Origin of the sequence: Neorhizobium sp. JUb45 (genome assembly GCF_004343585.1) — a bacterium.
In the GTDB taxonomy this organism is placed as follows: domain Bacteria; phylum Pseudomonadota; class Alphaproteobacteria; order Rhizobiales; family Rhizobiaceae; genus Neorhizobium.
The window spans coordinates 237,146-253,823 of sequence record NZ_SLYW01000001.1 but is presented as its reverse complement, the minus strand read 5'-3'; the positions used below and the strand labels follow the sequence as shown (position 1 = coordinate 253,823).

Genomic DNA, 16,678 nt, shown 5'->3' with positions numbered 1-16,678 from the left:
AATGTTCACATACACGTTGCGGCGATTGTTTTTTGCAATCCCGACCCTGCTGGTCATCAGCTTCGTGATCTTCGCGTTGCTGGATCTGGCGCCAAATGACCCGACCGGCGACCTGCCGCTCACCATTCCGCCGGAAGTGCGCGAGCAGATCCGCGCCTCGCTCGGCCTCGATCAGCCCTTCCTGATCCGCTACATGAAATGGCTGCAGCAATTCTTCATCAATGAACCGCTGAACATTTTTGAAAGCCTCACCGGCTGGCAGTTCGGCGATGGCGAACGCATGCGGGTTCTGTCCTGGGCGACGCGCAGCCCGGTGGTCGATCTCATCGTCCAGCGCCTGCCGCAGACGCTCTGGGTCGTCGGCCTCGCCTATCTGTTCGGCATCTTGATCGCCATCCCGATCGGCGTCATCTCGGCCTACAAGCAGTATTCGATCTTCGACCAGATCGGCACGTTCATCTCGATGGTCGGCTATTCTGTCCCGACCTTCTTCACCGGCGTGCTGCTGATCGTGATTTTCTCCTCCTACCTGCAATGGTTCCCGTCGGTTTACGACACCAATCTGCGGGTCACGGATTTTGCCAGCTTCATGGCGCAGATGAAACAGATGGTCATGCCCGTTGCGGTGCTGGCGCTTTACAACGCCTCGCAGATCACCCGCTTCGTGCGTGCCTCCATGCTCGACAACCTGCATCAGGATTATGTCCGCACGGCCCGCGCCAAGGGTGTCAAGGAAAGGGCCGTTCTGCTGGTTCACGTGCTGCGCAACAGCCTGATCCCGGTCGTCACCGTGATTGCGCTTGGTGTGCCGACGATCTTTTCCGGCGCCATCATCACCGAGCAGATTTTCCGCGTGAATGGATTGGGCCAATTGCTGATCACCGCCGTACAGGGTGCCGACATGCCGCTGGTGCAAACGCTCACCTTCATTTTTGCGGTGCTGATCGTCCTCTTCAACCTGATTGCCGACGTACTTTACGGCATTCTCGACCCGAGGATCCGTTATGACTGATGCAACAATCGCAACCACCACGCCGGTCACACCAACCGTGGCCTCTACGCCCGCCCGATCCGCTTTTGGCGATATCTGGCACCAGTTCCGCGCCCACAGGGGCGGTGTCATCGGGCTTGGTGTGTTCATCTTCATCGTTCTGGCGGTTTTCGTCGGTCCTTACATTCACACCGTCGCGCCCAATGCCCTCAATATCCGCGAGAAGAACCAGTGGCCGTCGCTGGCGCATCCGTTCGGCACGGACAATCTGGGCAAGGATATGCTGGCACAGGTTCTGGCCGGTGGGCGTATCTCGCTTGCCGTCGGTTTCACCGCCATGCTGCTGGCCTTGTTCCTTGGAACCATTGTCGGCCTGTTTTCCGGCTATGTCCGCCGGCTTGACGGGCCGCTGATGCGTCTCACCGACCTGTTTCTGGCACTGCCGCTTTTGCCGCTGCTGCTTGTGGTGATCATGTTGTTCCGCGACACCTTGCGCGGTGCCTTCGGACCAGAGACCGGCATCTTCTTTCTGGTGGTCTTCGTCATCGGCATCACCAGCTGGATGCACACCGCCCGCATCGTGCGCGGTGATGTGCTGGCGATAAAATCCCAGGAATTCGTGCTGGCCGCCAAATCCAGCGGCATGCGGGAATATCGCATCATCCTGAGGCATATCCTGCCCAATGTCCTGTCATCGATCATGGTGTCGGCGACACTTGGCATTGCCTCGGCGATCATCACGGAATCGGCGCTGAGTTTCCTCGGCCTCGGCTTCCCCTCCGACTTCCCGACCTGGGGACGTCTTCTGTTCGACGGTGCCAACTTCCTGCAGCTGACGCCATCACGCGTGCTGTGGCCCGGCCTTGCGATCTCGGCCACGGTGCTGAGCGTCAACTATATCGGCGACGCCATCCGCGATGCGCTTGATCCACGCGCCCTGAAACACTGAAGTCACACAGAACAAACAAAGGCCGTCCCTCGGGGCGGCCTTTTCGTATGCACAGTAGCTTTCGGGATCACAAAAAAGAACTGGCTCGGTTTCCGGGGGAAACCGAGCCAGATCGTCTCTTCGAGGGGGATGAAGAGTTTATCTGGAAGCTTGAAGGGCGGGGGACGGGGCGCTTCCAGATGTAGTGATAACGGACGTCCCCAATAATGGTTCCGCCGGTTCACAGAAAAAATTCGAGGAAGATCATTTTTTGATCGACGGCCGCAAACGGCCACCGAATTCATTCCGCGACGTCGAGCGGAAAAGTCAGGCGGTAGGAGATTTCCTGGTCGGAAATGCCATATTGCGCCTTGCCGTTGACCGAGGCGGGAACGACACGCTCCAGAACGGTACTGCCGAAATGACCCTTCAGGGTTTCCTCGTTGACAAGGCTTTCGTCAGTCGAAGGATCAAGTTTCTCATGCCACGAAACCTCGAGACTGTCCTGCCCGTCAACGAGCTTACGGCTACAGGTCACTTCGATGGCGCGGCGGCTGGTGAGCAGCGAACCATGGCTGACGGCGTTGACGATCAATTCATGCAGAGCCAGCCCGATATGCAGCGAGGCATTCGGCGTCAGCAGCACATCGTCGCCCTTGATGACGACGAGATGGGCGTTCTCCGGCAGGTATTTCTGGGTCTGCTGCTCGACCAGCTCGCGGAAATAAGCACCGCGCCAACTTGAATCGGTAATCAGGTCCTGGCTTTGCGACAGTGAATAAAGCCGGCCACGGAACTTGTGCAGGAAACCGTCGAGCGTACCGGAATAACGTGCCGTCTGCAGCGCGATGCTCTGGATGATGGCGAGAAGATTTTTCGAGCGGTGGCTCACTTCGCGCAAAAGCGCCCGCAAAAGCCGTTCACGGTGACGTTCTTCCGAACGGTCGATGATCGTCGTCACCAGATGCATCTCACCGCGTGAAATGCTGACGGCCTGAACGCGGAATTCGAAAACATCTTCCGAGCCGACCGCGATCTCGATATGCGACTTGTCGCCCGGCTTTTTGATCGCATCCTTGATGGTCGAAAGCTTGTCGGCAATCTCGTCACCGAAAAGACTGCGATCGTTCGGCGGCGTATCTTTGGAGATATGCCATGCGCCGGGCAGGTTGGTCACGAACAGATAGTCGCGCGCCGCATTCTGGATGATGATGCTGGCACCGAGATCCACAAGCGCGGGCATGAAGAAGCCATGGAGCTTGTCGTCACTCTCACCGGCCTGCTGCCATGTCAGCTGATGCGACAACTGCATCACCCCGCCTGCTTGTCTGACTGAAGGAAAGTACCGAATGCCGGGAGCCGGCATCCGTATGATAAAGCGAATTTCTTATAAGATGTCATGTTCGCCTGAACAACCCGAGCACCAGCGATATCAGGAGCAGAACCAGAAACAGGAAGAACAGGATCTGGGCAATGCCCGTCGCTGCTCCTGCCACGCCACCAAACCCGAGAGCGCCTGCAATCAGCGCGACCACGAGAAATACGAGAGCGTAATACAACATGGCGCTTTCCTTTCGATGCTTCGCGAAAGAACGTCGCCATGTCTTTATTGTTCCTGATCTGTCTCAATTCCCGCAGGCCGGTCAGGCTGCTGCCTTGACCGCCTCGTTGAAGAACAGCGCCTGGCTGATCAACGCCTTCACCATGTCCGGGTTAAACGGCTTGGTGACGAGGAAGGCAGGCTCGGGGCGTTCACCCGTCAGCAGGCGTTCCGGGAAAGCCGTGATGAAAATCACCGGCACGGTGGACGTGCGCAGGATTTCGTTGACGGCATCGATACCGGAGCTGCCATCGGCGAGCTGGATGTCGGCCAGAACCATCTTCGGCTGCGAGGTCTGAAACAGCGACACTGCTTCCTTGTGGGTACGTGCAACACCGGTAACCCGGTGGCCGAGATCCTGAACCATCTGTTCGATATCGAGCGCGATCAACGGCTCGTCTTCGATGATCATGATGTCGGTGGCGACCTGACGGGAAATCTCGCGCGATGCTTCGTCGAGAAGCTGGGTCGCTTCATCGATACCGATATCGAGAATTTCAGCGGTTTCCTCGATGGTGAAACCTTCGACCGAAATCAGCAGAAATGCGTGACGCGCCTTGGACGGCAGCGACGAAAGATTGGCGACGGCGCGCTGTTCCCATGCGAAAGGCGATTCGATCGGGCGGATTTCGATGGATGTGGAACCAAAGATCGCAACGAAAAGTTTATACAGCGAAACGCGATCCTTGGATGTCTCGGGAAAAATCGAGATATCGGCAATCAAGGCTTCCAAGACCGCGGCAACATAGGCGTCACCTGATGTCTGCGATCCGGTGACGGCACGAGCGTATCGACGCAGGTATGGAAGGTGAGACGCGACGCGCGTGGTGAGTGACATAAATAAATTCTCCCCTGAGCCCCAGCGGGCAACTAACTGGCTTTAAACGGTCGGCGACAAAAAAAGTTCCGACGGTAACGGAACTTTTTTGGTCGTCGCGCATTCTGTTGTCAGTGATATCGCAACAGGCTGCCCGAGTGATGAGTGAACAAGATAGCAGAAAAAAAGAAAAAACAATGACGACAGCACAAGCGAAAGATTTCAAGCCCGGCGCAATGCTTCCGAACTCGGCAATCTCGCGCAAGCTGCGTGACTTTTATGATGCTGTGCAGGAAGAAGGCATTCCCGACCGCTTTCTCGATCTCCTCGAGCGCCTCGAACAGGCTGAGAAAAACGCGAAATCGGCGGATGTAAAATGACTGAGCAGGAACTCGCCGACCGCGCTTTCAAGCGTGACCTCCTTGCCTCCCTGCCCAATCTCCGCGCTTTCGCCGTATCCCTGACGGGCCGCCACGACAAGGCGGACGATCTGGTTCAGGACACGATCATGAAGGCCTGGGCCAACCAGGGCAGCTTCACGCCCGGCACCAATATGCGGGCCTGGCTTTTCACCATCCTGCGCAACGAATTTTACAGCCAGATGCGCAAGCGCGGCCGTGAAGTACAAGACAGTGATGGCCTGTTTTCCGAACGTTTTTCGGTGCACCCGGAACAGTATGGTCGCCTTGACCTGCAGGATTTCCGAAAAGCCCTCGACAAGCTGCCGGACGATCAGCGCGAAGCCATCGTTCTCGTCGGCGCCGCAGGTTTTGCCTATGAAGAAGCCGCCGAGATCTGCGGTTGCGCCGTCGGCACGATCAAGAGCCGCGTCAGCCGCGCCCGTACCCGCCTGCAGGAATTGCTGGGTGTTTCCGGAGAAGGCGATTTCGGCCCAGATCCGGGTGACGCGGCGATCACGTCGCGCGCTTTCGGAAGCTAAGCCGGTAAAAGTTACGCAGGAGGAGACGAAACGTCGCGATCATTGGTCGCGGCGTTTTTTACTGCCTCGATCAGGGTTTTGTCGTCGAACGGTTTCAGAACGACCGGCGCTCCCGGCCATGCCGCAAAACCGTTGGCATTCACATGCGACAGGCTGGACAAAACCACATTCGCGCCTGCCGCAGCAATACGCTGCGCCGCATCGGCCACATCATCCTGAACGACACGAACGTCGATCAGCACCACATCGAAACGATGGGTCTCAAGTGCTGCGTGGTAATCGCGCGGCATGGCAATTTGCACGTCGCATTCCAACGCATCGGACAGAACCTGCTCGCCGTCGAGAGCAACGAGATATTCGGGATCGACAATGAGAACGAGCAAATTCCAGGTATCCTGATGGTGATTTGAGGCAAGGCCACATCACGGTCTAGATCACCCTAACGGGGCGGGTCTTTATAAAATGACACACTGGGCACATGTTGCGCCCCAAACGGCGACAAAAAAGGGACGCGGCAACCATGCCGCGTCCCTTTTCGGATCAGTGATTATAATGGGTCTCAGCTCTCGTCGGAGTGACCTGAACCACCCAGCGTCTTGCCGAGCACCAGCGCAAGACCACCTGCAATGGCAACGGCCGCCAGCGGTTTCGAGCGGATCACCATCGGCAGGGCAGACATCGCCGCAGTCAGCATCATCGCCTTGCCACTGTTGGCAGCGGCAGCCTGACGCCGGCGTTTCTGTTCAGCCCGGTTGGACAGCATGATCGCCAGGAAAAAGATCAGCGCCACGATGAAGGCCGCGAACGCAACCGCCGCTGCGGCGGCTGCCGGATGCATCATCGTTGCCAGGTAGATGCCGAGAGCCGTCACGCCTGCGGCATAGGCCGTGAGCATGAAAAATCCCGCAATCGCATACAGCACGGCATTGCGGCGCATTCGCTTGGTGAACGCGCCGATATCAACCGCAAGCAGCGATGCCAGGATAGGGGCCAGCCCCCCCATGATCAGCGACGCGCCAGGAGGGCGAACAGGAAGCCGGCGCCGGCGGCGATGGCAACCGACTGCAGCGGATTGGTGCGGATCTGGCGCTCGAGATCCTTTTCCAGCGACAAAGCTTGTTCACGCGCAGCTTCGACAATGTTGAGCGAAGCGTCGGCGGCTTCGTCGGTGGCGCGCTTCACGCGGCGGGTGACATTTTCGGCCTTCTGCGAACCGGCGGCTGCAACCGTGCGGGCAAGAACTGCGATATCTTCACGCAGCTGAGCCAGCTGCAATTCGATTTCCTGCGCGTAGACAGCAGATGCGGCTTCGCCTGGAATATCCTTGGTTGAATTTACGGGCGCCATATCATTCTCCTTTGACGATCTTCGCGTGGTCGAAAACGGAAAAGGGCGATGTCAGGAAATTTGCCGACAGGTGAAAACCCGCCGATACGTCCCCCGCGACGACCACCCCTTGCTGCCAGCCTGTATCGAGGCACGGCAATCCGGTCTTCGGTTCGCGCAGTCAACGCAGCGTGTCGGATTTTGTTCCAACGGCAGAGACGATAGCACCGATCAGATGGAAACGGGCGGCTCCGGCCATGCCTGCACGCCGCCGGTCCAGCGTTCGAAGGCTCTGGAGAGCCGCAGCACCGTCATATCGGCAAAACGTGGGCCAACGATTTGCAGGCCGATCGGCATGCCCGACGATGAAAAACCGCAATTGATCGAGGCGGCCGGTTGTTCCGACATGTTCCACGGCACGGTAAAGCCGATATGCTCGAACGGCTTGGCCGGATCATTGGTGGGCGAGGCCCATTCGGCCGGATAGGAAACGATCGGATTGGTCGGCGAAATCACCGCATCGACCATCGAAAACAGTTTTCCGCAGGCTTTTCGCATCTCGATTGTCTGATTGAAGCCGCGCACGGCATCGACACCGGAAACATCCGCCCCGCCCTCGGCCCATTCAAGGATATAGGGCAGGATTTTCGCTCGCCGCTCAGCCGACAATGCCTCGATGTCTCCCCAAAAACGTGCCCGCCAAAAGACGTCGAGACCGTCCAGCATGGTCCGCGTCATCACCGGTTCGACCGGAACGACGATGGCACCGGCCTCCTCGAAACGACGCGCTACGGCAATCACCGCATCGCGCACCTCCGCCTCTACCGCAAGGCCGACACCGGCATCCAGCATCAGGCCGATCTTCATGCCCTTCACGTCGATATCGAGATCGAACCAGTCGATGTTTTCCGGCGGCAGAGAGGTGCCGTCGCGCCAGTCCGGTCGCGACAGCGTTGCCATCGAGAAAGCGGCATCTTCAACGGTACGGGTCATCGGCCCGGCGCAACGGCCGACATAATAGGGATCGACGGGAATGCGGCCATGGCTCGGCTTGAACCCGAAAAGCCCGGTCCAGCCGGCCGGCAGACGCACCGAACCGCCGATATCCGTGCCGATATGCAAAGGCCCGAAACTGGCAGCACCTGCAGATGCCGCACCGGCACTGGAACCGCCGGGGTTCTGGCTCAAGTCCCACGGGTTGCGGCTCAAGGGATGAAAGCTGGAAAGACCGGAGGACAACATGCCGTAATCCGGGCATGTGGTTTTGGCAAAGATGACGGCGCCGTCTTCCTTCATGCGCGCGGCAATCGGTGCATCGGCCGCAGCGGGGGTCAACTCGATCGCCGCCGTGCCGAGCGGCACCGGCTGGCCTTCGGTGGCGATCAGTTCTTTCAGCGTCACCGGCACACCGTCGAGAGCGCCCAAAATCTCTCCCCTTGCCCAGCGCTCCGTGGACGCTTTCGCCTGCGCCCGCGCACCTTGCGGATCGTAGAGATAAAGCGCCTGCACATGCGGTTCAAAAGCATCGACGCGCTCTTCGACAGCGAGCCAGTATTCCGAGGGAGACAGTTTTTTCTCGCCGAAAAGCCCGACGAGTTCGCGAATGCTCAGTTTCAGAAGATCGTTCATGGCAATATCTTCGCTGTGAAAAGGATCAGTTTTGTTCGCTCAGTTCTGTTCTCTGGGGTCGAAAAGATCGCGCAGGCCATCGCCCAGCATGTTGAAGCCGAGCACCGCAAGCGCGATGGCAAGCCCCGGCAGCAGAGCCAGCCACGGCGCCTGACCGAGATAGGTCTGCGCATCGGCCAGCATGCGGCCCCAAGTCGGCGCCGGCGGCGGCATGCCGAGACCGAGAAAGCTCAGGCCCGCTTCGGTGAGGATGGCGAGACCAAGCTGGATGGTCACCTGCACGATGATCTGGTTGGAAATATTGGGCAGGATATGGGTGAAGGTGATGGCAAGCCCCGAACGACCCATGCCGATGGCGGCAGAGACATAATCGCGCGTCCAGATCTGCAGCGCCGCGCCAAATGTCAGGCGGGCGAAAACAGGCACCATGAAGGTTGCGATCGCCAGAATGGCGGTGAACCGCCCTGCCCCGAGAAATGCTCCCAGCATCATCGCCGACAGGATCGGCGGCAGCGCAAAAATGATATCGCAGATGCGCATGCCGATGACTTCCGCCCAACCGCGACGGGCAGCGAGAAACACACCGACCGCCGTGCCGATACTGGCGCCGAGCGCCACCGCAACCAGCGCCGTCGACAGCGAATTCCAGGCGCCGACCATCAGCATGGAGGTGAGATCGCGGCCGAACTGATCCGTGCCGAACAGGCCGGCAGAGAGCGGCGGTTTCAGCTTCAGCAGGATCTGCATTTTCGACGGCACGGCCGGCGTCCAGACCAGCGACAGAAGTGCTACCGCAACCAGAGCTAGCGTGATGACGAGGCCGGTGACGAGAACCGGGCGATACAAAAACCTTGCCATCATTGCGCCTTCGCCCTCAGTCGCGGATCGATCACCAGATAGGCGAGATCGACGAGGAAATTCATGACGATGACGAGGCCGGCGAAAAACAGCACGACATTCTGCATGACGATAATGTCGCGTTGCGACAACGCCTGATAGGCCAGCCGCCCCAGACCCGGCAGGTTGAAAACGTTTTCGACCAGAACCGCGCCGGCGACCAGAAAGGTGAATTGCAGGCCGAGCATGGTCACCACCGGGATGAGTGCATTCGGCACCGCATGCCGCCAGAGTGCGGCCCCCTCGCCCAGTCCCTTGGCGCGCGCCGTGCGGACAAAATCCTCGTTCATCACCTCGATCACGGATGTGCGCGCAACTCGCGTCAAAACACCCGCCTGCGCCAAGGCCAGCGACACGGCGGGCAGCACGAGCGCCTTCAGGCCTGCGCCGATACCGGCATCCCAACCGGGAAAACCACCCGCCGGCATCCAGCCGAGGCTTGAGGAAAACAGCAGAATCAGCAGCAATCCCACCCAGAAGGCCGGCATGGCGATGCCCGCATAGGAAAACAGCCCGACGATAAGATCCACCGGCCCATTGCGATAACGCGCGGCCGTGACGCCGAGCGGCACGGCAATGGCGACCGACAACACCACTGCCATCAGTGCCAGCGGCAGCGTGACGGCGAGACGCTCGACGATAAGGCCGGCGACGGGCACGCTATAGGTATAGGACGTGCCGAGATCACCCTGCAACATGCCGGAAAGCCAGGCGAGGTATCGCAGAGGCAGCGGTTGATCGAGCCCCATCTGCTTTTGCAGCGCGGCAAGCGTGTCGGGGCTGGCGGACGTACCAAGCATGATCGCCGCCGGATCACCGGGCAGCAGGTTCATGATGGAAAAGACCAGCAGCGAGACGGCGAGGAGTGTGATGATCAGACTGAGGATGCGGCGGGTGAGGATGGTGATCATGGGTGGAGCACCATAATTTTCGAGTTCGTCGAGTAGGCGATGTCAGCGAGGCAGGCGCGGGCTGGTCTCCCCCCTTGCGGGGGAGATGTCGGCAGAGCCGACAGAGGGGGGTGGCGACCGTTTTGCCGCTCCAGCAACGAGGGAGTCCGAGGATCCACCCCCCTCTGCCCTGCCGGGCATCTCCCCCGCAAGGGGGGAGATCGGCGTGCGGCGCCATCATCCCTCTGCCACAAACACTGCGGCATCACAGCCTGCCCCAACAACACCCTCACTCTACCCAATGCACATCCGTCAGCACGTTCGACGGGATCGGTTCGTTCTCCCAAAGCCCCTTCAGCTTCCCATCCCAGACACCCAGCTTCGGCATCACGAACAGGAATAGCGACGGCACGTCATCAGCGAGAATCTTCTGCGCCTCGCCATAAAGCTTGGCCTGTTCCGCCGGGTCGGATGTCTCCTGCACCTTCTGCAGCACAGCGTTATAGGCCGGGTTCTTGTAGTTGAAGTAATAGGGATCGCGGGCGTAGATATCGAGGTCCATCGGCTCGGCATGGGCGACGATGGTCATCTCGTAATTGGCGGCCTTCAGCACATCCGCCACCCATTTCGCCGGAAACTCGGTGGTTTCGATATTCATCGTCACGCCGATCTCGGAAAACAGCGCCTGCAGAACCTGCGACGTGCGCTGCGCATAAGCCATCTGCGGCGCCTTGATGGTAAAGGTCAGGCCGTTCGGATAACCGGCTTCCGCCAGCAGCGCCTTGGCCTTTTCCACGTCGTAAGCATAGGTGCCGGTCAGATCGATATAACCGGGATCGTTTGGGGTGTAATGACTGCCGATCGCAGTGCCGAGGCCGGACCATGCGCCCTCGATGACGGTGGCGCGGTCGACGGCCATCATCAGCGCCTGTCGCACCCGCTTGTCGTTAAAAGGCTTGGTGGCATTGTTCATGCCGGCAACCACCTTCAACTCGGTATTGCCGATCACCGTCACCAGTTTCGCATCGCCCTTGAAACTCTCCATCAGTTCCGGCGCACCGAATTCCGGAAAGGCATCGACATCGCCGGCCTTCAGAGCGGCGGCCTGCGCCTGCGCATCGCCGATGAAGCGGAAGGACGCCTTTTCCAGTTTTACCGAAACCTGGCTGTTCCAGTAGCCGGCATTCTTTTCCAGCTGCACCTGCGAGCCCTTGGCCCAGCTGACAAACTTGAACGGGCCGGTGCCGACAGGCGTCACCTTGTTGTTTTCCGCCGTTTTCGGCGCGACCATGACGGCGGACGGCCAGCCCAGCCAGTAAAGCAGGCTGCCGGTCGGCTGTTTCAGCTTCAACACCAGCGTCGTGGCGTCGGGCGTTTCGATCGTGTCGATGGTGGAGAAATAGCGTTTCTGCGGATTGACCGACTGGTCGCCGCGCGCCCGGTCGAGCGTGAATTTTGCAGTCGCGGAGGAGAACGCCTCGCCATCGTGGAATGTCACGCCATCGCGCAGCTTGAACGTATAGGTCAGGCCATCGGGGGAAATCGTCCAGCTTTCAGCGAGAAGCGGCACGACCTTGCCTTGCCTGTCGATCGTCGTCAGGCCTTCGAACACATTCTGCCATGTCACCTGACCGATGGCGACGGGTGCAGCGACGGTCGGGTCCAGTCCGGCCGGCTCGATCGCCATGCCGATGGTGACGTTATCCTTTGCCGCCTCGGCCCTGCTTTGCCCCATGGCAAGCACGCTGGCTGTCACCATCAGGCCGAGCGCCACTCGGCGGGTGATGGCACCGGATGCGGAGCCGATCATCGAAATCGTTCTGAGCATGCGTCATTCCCCCTTGCGCAGGTCATCCGGGAGATCAGGTCCGCCGCTGCCTGCAATTGACGAAAAGAGTGTCATGTTGCGAGTGCACACACAATGCAGATTTTTGTGGTCTCTGTGTAGCCGAAATCGCTACACAAGGCATTTTGTCAGGGCGTCTTTTTGGCGACCGACTTTTTCGGCACGACACCACGCATGAAGCCTTCGATGAAATCGACCAGCTTTGCCGTGGCATAGGACGGCTGCCGGTCCGGCGCAACGCAGAGTTCCATCGAGGTTTTTACCGCCTTGCCGCCACCGACCGGCACCGCCACCAACTGCCCGGCATCGATTTCGCGCTTGACCGACAGCGCCGGCAGCAGCGTCACGGCCGAACGCCGCAGCACCAGTTCCTTCAACATTTCCAGTGAACCGGTGACAAAGACCGGGTCAAGCTCCAGTCCGGCCTTGCCGAACACGTCCTCGAAAGCCTGCCGGGCGCTGAAACTCTTGTCCGGCAGAGCAAGTGGCATCTGCACCAGATCGCGCAGGGTGAATTCCTTGGCGCCCGCTGCCGGATGATCGGCAGACAGGATGACATCATAGGTGAGTTCGGAGCGCACACGCACTTTTAGGCCGGAATTTTTGGGCGCAAACAGCGCCACCACCAGATCCGCCTCGGCAGCAGCCAGCGCCTCCACCGCCTCGCGCGCGGAAGTGATCGCCACCTCGAACCGAAGCTTTGGATATTTCAGACTGAACTCGGCAAGCACCGGCGCCAGCAGGTTCGCCACCGTCGCGCCATTGGCGTAGATCACCACCTTGCCGCGCTGCAGGCCCTGCAGATCATCGATCAGCTGGTGCACATGTTCCAGCTCACGCAACGTCTTGCCCGCCCGCGCCGCCAGCAATTCGCCGGCAGCCGTCAGGCGGATGCCGCGATTGTTGCGCTCCACCAGCGGCGTGCCGAAATAGTGCTCGAGGTTCTCGATCTGGCGGCTGACGGCGGTGGCGGCAACGCCCATATTTTCCGCCGCCGCACGCATGGAATTGGTGCGCACCAGCTCGTCAAAATACATCAGGGCGCGAAGCTGCATGCGGAAAATCCAATATCTGTCGCGGCCAAAATCAGCCGCGACGAAACCCTTCGCTGGCGACCAGCAATTGCCGCGTATAATCGGCGGAAAATTCGCGCTTTTCCAGTGCCTCGACCGGTACCGTCTCGACAATCTTCCCGCTTTTCATCACCGCCACGCGCTCGCACATATGGCTGATGACACCGAGATCATGGCTGACCATGACGAAGGTGAGGTTCCGATCCTTGCGCGCCTGTTCCAGCAGATTGAGGATTTCCGCCTGGATGGAGGCATCGAGCGCCGAGGTCGGTTCGTCCAGCAGCAGGATCTTTGGCTCGAGGATCAGCGCGCGGGCAATGGCGATGCGCTGGCGCTGGCCGCCGGAAAGCTGGTGCGAATAACGGAAACGAAAACCCGCCCCCAGACCCACCTCATCCAGTGCACGGGCAATGCGCACATCGATATCGTCGAAACCGTGGATCACCAGCGGTTCAAGCAGCAACCGGTCCACCGTCTGGCGCGGATGCAGCGAACCGTAAGGATCCTGAAACACCATCTGCACGGTGCGGTAAAATTCCTTGTCGCGACGCCCGCTCGAATAGCTGCGACCATCGACAGCGAGCGCGCCACTGTCAAAGCGATTGAGACCGGCCACGGCGCGCAAAAGCGTGGATTTGCCGGAACCGGATTCACCGACGATGCCAAAGCTCTCGCCCGTCGCCACATCGACGCTCACGTGATCGAGCGCCACATATTCATCAAACGTCACGATCATGTCGCGGACGGAAAGCGCTGTTTTCTCTGTCATAATTCCAGTCATCACGCCGACCACTCCACCTTGCGCTCCAGAACTGGCAGCGGATGCCGATCGGTGCCGATGGTCGGCAGGCAGTTGAGCAGGCCTTGCGTATAAGGATGTTTCGCCTGCGCCAGATCGGCGGACGGCAGTTCCTCGACGATACGGCCGGCATACATGACGATGACGCGGTCACAGAATGACGAGACGAGCCGCAGATCGTGGCTGATGAACACCAGCCCCATGCCGCGCTCGGCCACCAGCTTGTCGAGGATCGAGAGCACGTCGAGCTGCACCGTCACATCGAGCGCCGAGGTCGGCTCGTCGGCGATCAGCAGTTCCGGCCCGCAGATCAGCATCATGGCGATCATCACCCGCTGGCCCATACCGCCCGAAACCTCGTTCGGATAAAGCCCGAACACGCGCTCCGGATCGCGGATCTGCACCTGCTCCAGCATTTTTAGCGCACGATCACGCGCCTCCGAACGACTGATCTTTTCGTGCGCCAGCAGCGTTTCGATGATCTGTTTGCCGATCGTCATCACCGGGTTCAGCGAATATTTCGGGTCCTGCAGGATCATGCCGATGCGCTTGCCGCGCAGGTCCCGACGCTGTTTCGGCGTTACCTTCAACAGGTCGATACCATCGAATTCCAGCTTCGATGCGGTGATCCTGGCATGGCCCGGCGTCAGGCCCATGATGGCGCGGCCGGTCTGTGATTTGCCCGATCCGCTTTCGCCGACAATGCCAAGGCGTTCCTTGCCGAGCGTGAACGAGACGCCGCGCACGGCCTGGATCTCGCCGGTGCGGGTGGGAAAGGTGACGCGCAGGTCGTCAACCGTCAGGAGAGGAGCCGTCATTGGCCGGCCTCCTTCGGATCGAGCGCATCACGCAGGCCGTCGCCCAACAGGTTGAAACCGAGGCTGACGATCAGGATGGCAAAACCCGGCATGGCCGCAACCCACCACTGGTCGAGAATGAAGCGGCGACCGGAGGCGATCATCGCACCCCATTCCGGCAACGGCGGCTGTGCGCCCAGCCCGAGGAACCCGAGACCGGCGGCGGTCAGAATGATGCCGGCCATGTCCAGCGTCACGCGCACGATCAGCGATGACAGGCAGAGCGGCATGACATGACGCAGCACGATGCGGAAAGGCGAAGCGCCCATCAGTTTTACAGCCGAGATGAACTCCGAATTGCGGAATGTCAGCGTTTCGGCGCGGGCAATGCGCGCATAGGGCGGCCATGAGGTGACGGCGATGGCCAGAATGGCGTTCTCGATGCCGGGGCCGAGTGCAGCCACCAGCGCCAGCGCCAGAACCAGCTTTGGAAAGGCCAGAAAGATGTCGGTGATGCGCATCAGGATCGCATCCACCCAGCCACCGGCATAACCGGAAACGGTGCCGACGATCAGACCGATCGGCGCTGCAATGACAGCAACGAGCACGATCACCATCAATGTGAGGCGCGAACCGTGGATCAGGCGCGAGAGAATATCGCGGCCCTGATCGTCGGTGCCGAGCCAGTAACCGGGCGATCCCGGGGCTAACAGCCGGGAGTTCATCAGATCGCCCTGCACCGGATTATACGGCGCCAGCACATCGGCAAAGGCGGCGACGAACAGCAGCAGGATGATGATGCCGAGGCCGAGCAGCGCCAGCCGATTCTCGGAAAACCGCCGCCATATCACATAGGCGCGGCCAAGCCGTGCCTGATGGCGCGAGGTGGGACGGTCGGAAAGCAGCCATTCCCGGCTGTAGGGTTTCAATGTATCGACCGTCGCGCTCATCGGCTGCGTGTCCTTGGATCAAGCGTGCGGTAAAGAAGGTCGGACAGGAGGTTGATGGCGATGAAGACGGAACCGACAATGATCGTTCCGCCCAAAACCGCGTTCATGTCCGCATTCTGCAGCGAATTGGTGATGTAAAGGCCGAGCCCCGGCCATGAGAAGATGGTTTCGGTCAGCACCGATCCTTCCAGCAGGCCTGCATAGGAAAGCGCGATCACGGTGATCAGCGGCACGGCTGCATTGCGCAGCGCGTGAAACCAGATGATCCGCGTTTCCGACAGGCCTTTGGCGCGGGCGGCAACGATATATTCCTGTTGCAGCTCGTTGAGCATGAAGGAGCGTGTCATGCGGCTGATATAGGCGAGCGAAAAATAGCCGAGCAGCGCGCCGGGCAGGATGATGTGGCGGAACGCATCCCAGAAGACGTCCCACTGGCCCAGAATGGCGCTGTCGAACAGGAAGAAACCGGTGATCGGCGTAAACGTGAATTCGTAGACGATATCGAGCCGGCCGGGATAGGCCACCCAGCGCAGTTTTGCGTAAAACAGCACCAGCGACAGAAGCCCGAGCCAGAAGATCGGCACCGAATAGCCGATCAACCCGACAACGCGGACGATCTGGTCGGCAATCGAGCCGCGCTTGACGGCGGCGAGCACACCGAGAGGAATGCCGATCAGCGAGCCGAAAATGGTGCCGATCGTCGCCAGCTCCATGGTTGCCGGAAACACGCGGCGGATATCGTCCATCACAGGATTGGTGGTGAGAACGGACGTGCCGAAATTGCCGGTCAGCGCATCGCGCACATAGAAATAGAACTGCTGGTAAAGCGGCAGGTTCAGCCCCAGCTGCTCGCGCACGCGTTCCACCACATGGGCGGGCGCCCGGTCACCGACAATGGCAAGCGCCGGATCGATGGGAATGACGCGGCCGATGAAAAAGGTGACGGCGAGCAGGCCTAAGAAAGTCGTGACGACCGTCACCAGGAAACGAAAGATCGCCTTTCCCGATGAGGAAGCACGGCGCCGGTTGCGCCGCGTCACGGCCGTCGTATCGGTGAGAGTCAAGAAGATCTCCTGAGTGTATTGCGAGGACTGCCGAATGCCCGTCGTCTGAACGTTAGGCGAATGGTCGATGGGACACGAAAGACTGCCGCCAGCATCTTCTCCCCACCGGGGAGAAGTGCCGGAGCGTCAGC

The 16,678-nt window shown here is 60.0% G+C and carries 19 protein-coding genes; 4 read left to right on the top strand and 15 right to left on the bottom strand.

From position 1 onward, the window contains the following. Position 1 precedes the first annotated feature (1 nt). Both EDF70_RS01090 and EDF70_RS01085 read left to right on the top strand, forming a co-directional pair. Positions 2-1,012, top strand: coding sequence for an ABC transporter permease (locus EDF70_RS01090; protein WP_132271412.1), 1,011 nt, complete (start codon positions 2-4; stop codon positions 1,010-1,012). Further along, the gene (locus tag EDF70_RS01085) at positions 1,005-1,940 is read left to right on the top strand and encodes an ABC transporter permease (protein WP_132271411.1); all 936 of its coding nucleotides are present in this window, start codon (positions 1,005-1,007) and stop codon (positions 1,938-1,940) included. The genes EDF70_RS01090 and EDF70_RS01085 overlap by 8 nt, the downstream gene beginning before the upstream one ends. Before the next feature lie 280 nt (positions 1,941-2,220). Here the strand turns inward: EDF70_RS01085 and EDF70_RS01080 are convergent, their stop codons facing one another. From EDF70_RS01080 to EDF70_RS01070, 3 genes are all read right to left on the bottom strand, one after another. Beyond that, positions 2,221-3,231 (bottom strand): sensor histidine kinase, encoded by a 1,011-nt coding sequence (locus tag EDF70_RS01080; protein ID WP_132271410.1) that lies wholly within the window; start codon positions 3,229-3,231, stop codon positions 2,221-2,223. Between the two features lie 85 nt (positions 3,232-3,316). After that, the gene (locus EDF70_RS01075) at positions 3,317-3,481 is read right to left on the bottom strand and encodes a DUF1328 domain-containing protein (protein ID WP_132271409.1); all 165 of its coding nucleotides are present in this window, start codon (positions 3,479-3,481) and stop codon (positions 3,317-3,319) included. Positions 3,482-3,562: 81 nt separating this feature from the next. After that, a complete protein-coding gene (locus tag EDF70_RS01070) occupies positions 3,563-4,357 on the bottom strand; it encodes a response regulator (protein ID WP_132271408.1) in 795 nt (264 codons plus the stop codon). 176 nt (positions 4,358-4,533) lie between these two features. On the opposite strand from EDF70_RS01070, the gene EDF70_RS01065 reads away from it, so the two are divergent. Both EDF70_RS01065 and EDF70_RS01060 read left to right on the top strand, forming a co-directional pair. Beyond that, a complete protein-coding gene (locus tag EDF70_RS01065) occupies positions 4,534-4,716 on the top strand; it encodes a NepR family anti-sigma factor (RefSeq protein ID WP_132272517.1) in 183 nt (60 codons plus the stop codon). Next, complete coding sequence (locus tag EDF70_RS01060) at positions 4,713-5,276, top strand: RNA polymerase sigma factor (RefSeq protein ID WP_132271407.1); 564 nt, start codon at positions 4,713-4,715, stop codon at positions 5,274-5,276. Before EDF70_RS01065 ends, EDF70_RS01060 begins: the two co-directional genes overlap by 4 nt. Positions 5,277-5,287: 11 nt before the next feature. Here the strand turns inward: EDF70_RS01060 and EDF70_RS01055 are convergent, their stop codons facing one another. From EDF70_RS01055 to EDF70_RS01000, 12 genes are all read right to left on the bottom strand, one after another. Beyond that, on the bottom strand, positions 5,288-5,659 hold the full coding sequence (locus EDF70_RS01055) for a hypothetical protein (RefSeq protein WP_132271406.1): 372 nt from the start codon (positions 5,657-5,659) through the stop codon (positions 5,288-5,290). A gap of 176 nt (positions 5,660-5,835) precedes the next feature. After that, positions 5,836-6,279, bottom strand: a complete 444-nt coding sequence (locus tag EDF70_RS01050; protein WP_132271405.1) for a hypothetical protein — start codon at positions 6,277-6,279, stop codon at positions 5,836-5,838. Between the two features lie 2 nt (positions 6,280-6,281). Then, positions 6,282-6,623: a DUF883 family protein gene (locus EDF70_RS01045; protein WP_132271404.1), complete on the bottom strand. Its 342-nt coding sequence runs from the start codon at positions 6,621-6,623 to the stop codon at positions 6,282-6,284. Between the two features lie 210 nt (positions 6,624-6,833). Continuing rightward, positions 6,834-8,231 (bottom strand): amidase, encoded by a 1,398-nt coding sequence (locus tag EDF70_RS01040; protein WP_132271403.1) that lies wholly within the window; start codon positions 8,229-8,231, stop codon positions 6,834-6,836. Between the two features lie 39 nt (positions 8,232-8,270). Next, a complete protein-coding gene (locus EDF70_RS01035; RefSeq protein ID WP_132271402.1) occupies positions 8,271-9,089 on the bottom strand; it encodes an ABC transporter permease in 819 nt (272 codons plus the stop codon). Further along, a complete protein-coding gene (locus EDF70_RS01030) occupies positions 9,089-10,039 on the bottom strand; it encodes an ABC transporter permease (protein ID WP_132271401.1) in 951 nt (316 codons plus the stop codon). The genes EDF70_RS01035 and EDF70_RS01030 overlap by 1 nt, the downstream gene beginning before the upstream one ends. 268 nt (positions 10,040-10,307) lie before the next feature. Beyond that, positions 10,308-11,846 carry an ABC transporter substrate-binding protein gene (locus EDF70_RS01025; protein WP_132271400.1) on the bottom strand — a complete coding sequence of 513 codons (1,539 nt, stop codon included), beginning with the start codon at positions 11,844-11,846 and terminating at the stop codon, positions 10,308-10,310. Between the two features lie 146 nt (positions 11,847-11,992). After that, positions 11,993-12,919, bottom strand: coding sequence for a LysR family transcriptional regulator (locus EDF70_RS01020; RefSeq protein ID WP_132271399.1), 927 nt, complete (start codon positions 12,917-12,919; stop codon positions 11,993-11,995). 31 nt (positions 12,920-12,950) lie between these two features. After that, positions 12,951-13,706 carry an ABC transporter ATP-binding protein gene (locus tag EDF70_RS01015; protein ID WP_132271398.1) on the bottom strand — a complete coding sequence of 252 codons (756 nt, stop codon included), beginning with the start codon at positions 13,704-13,706 and terminating at the stop codon, positions 12,951-12,953. A gap of 11 nt (positions 13,707-13,717) precedes the next feature. After that, entirely contained in the window at positions 13,718-14,554 is an 837-nt protein-coding gene (locus EDF70_RS01010; RefSeq protein ID WP_132271397.1) for an ABC transporter ATP-binding protein, read from the bottom strand. Then, entirely contained in the window at positions 14,551-15,483 is a 933-nt protein-coding gene (locus EDF70_RS01005; RefSeq protein ID WP_132271396.1) for an ABC transporter permease, read from the bottom strand. The genes EDF70_RS01010 and EDF70_RS01005 overlap by 4 nt, the downstream gene beginning before the upstream one ends. After that, a complete protein-coding gene (locus tag EDF70_RS01000; protein ID WP_132271395.1) occupies positions 15,480-16,547 on the bottom strand; it encodes an ABC transporter permease in 1,068 nt (355 codons plus the stop codon). The genes EDF70_RS01005 and EDF70_RS01000 overlap by 4 nt, the downstream gene beginning before the upstream one ends. Between the last annotated feature and the right edge of the window lie 131 nt (positions 16,548-16,678).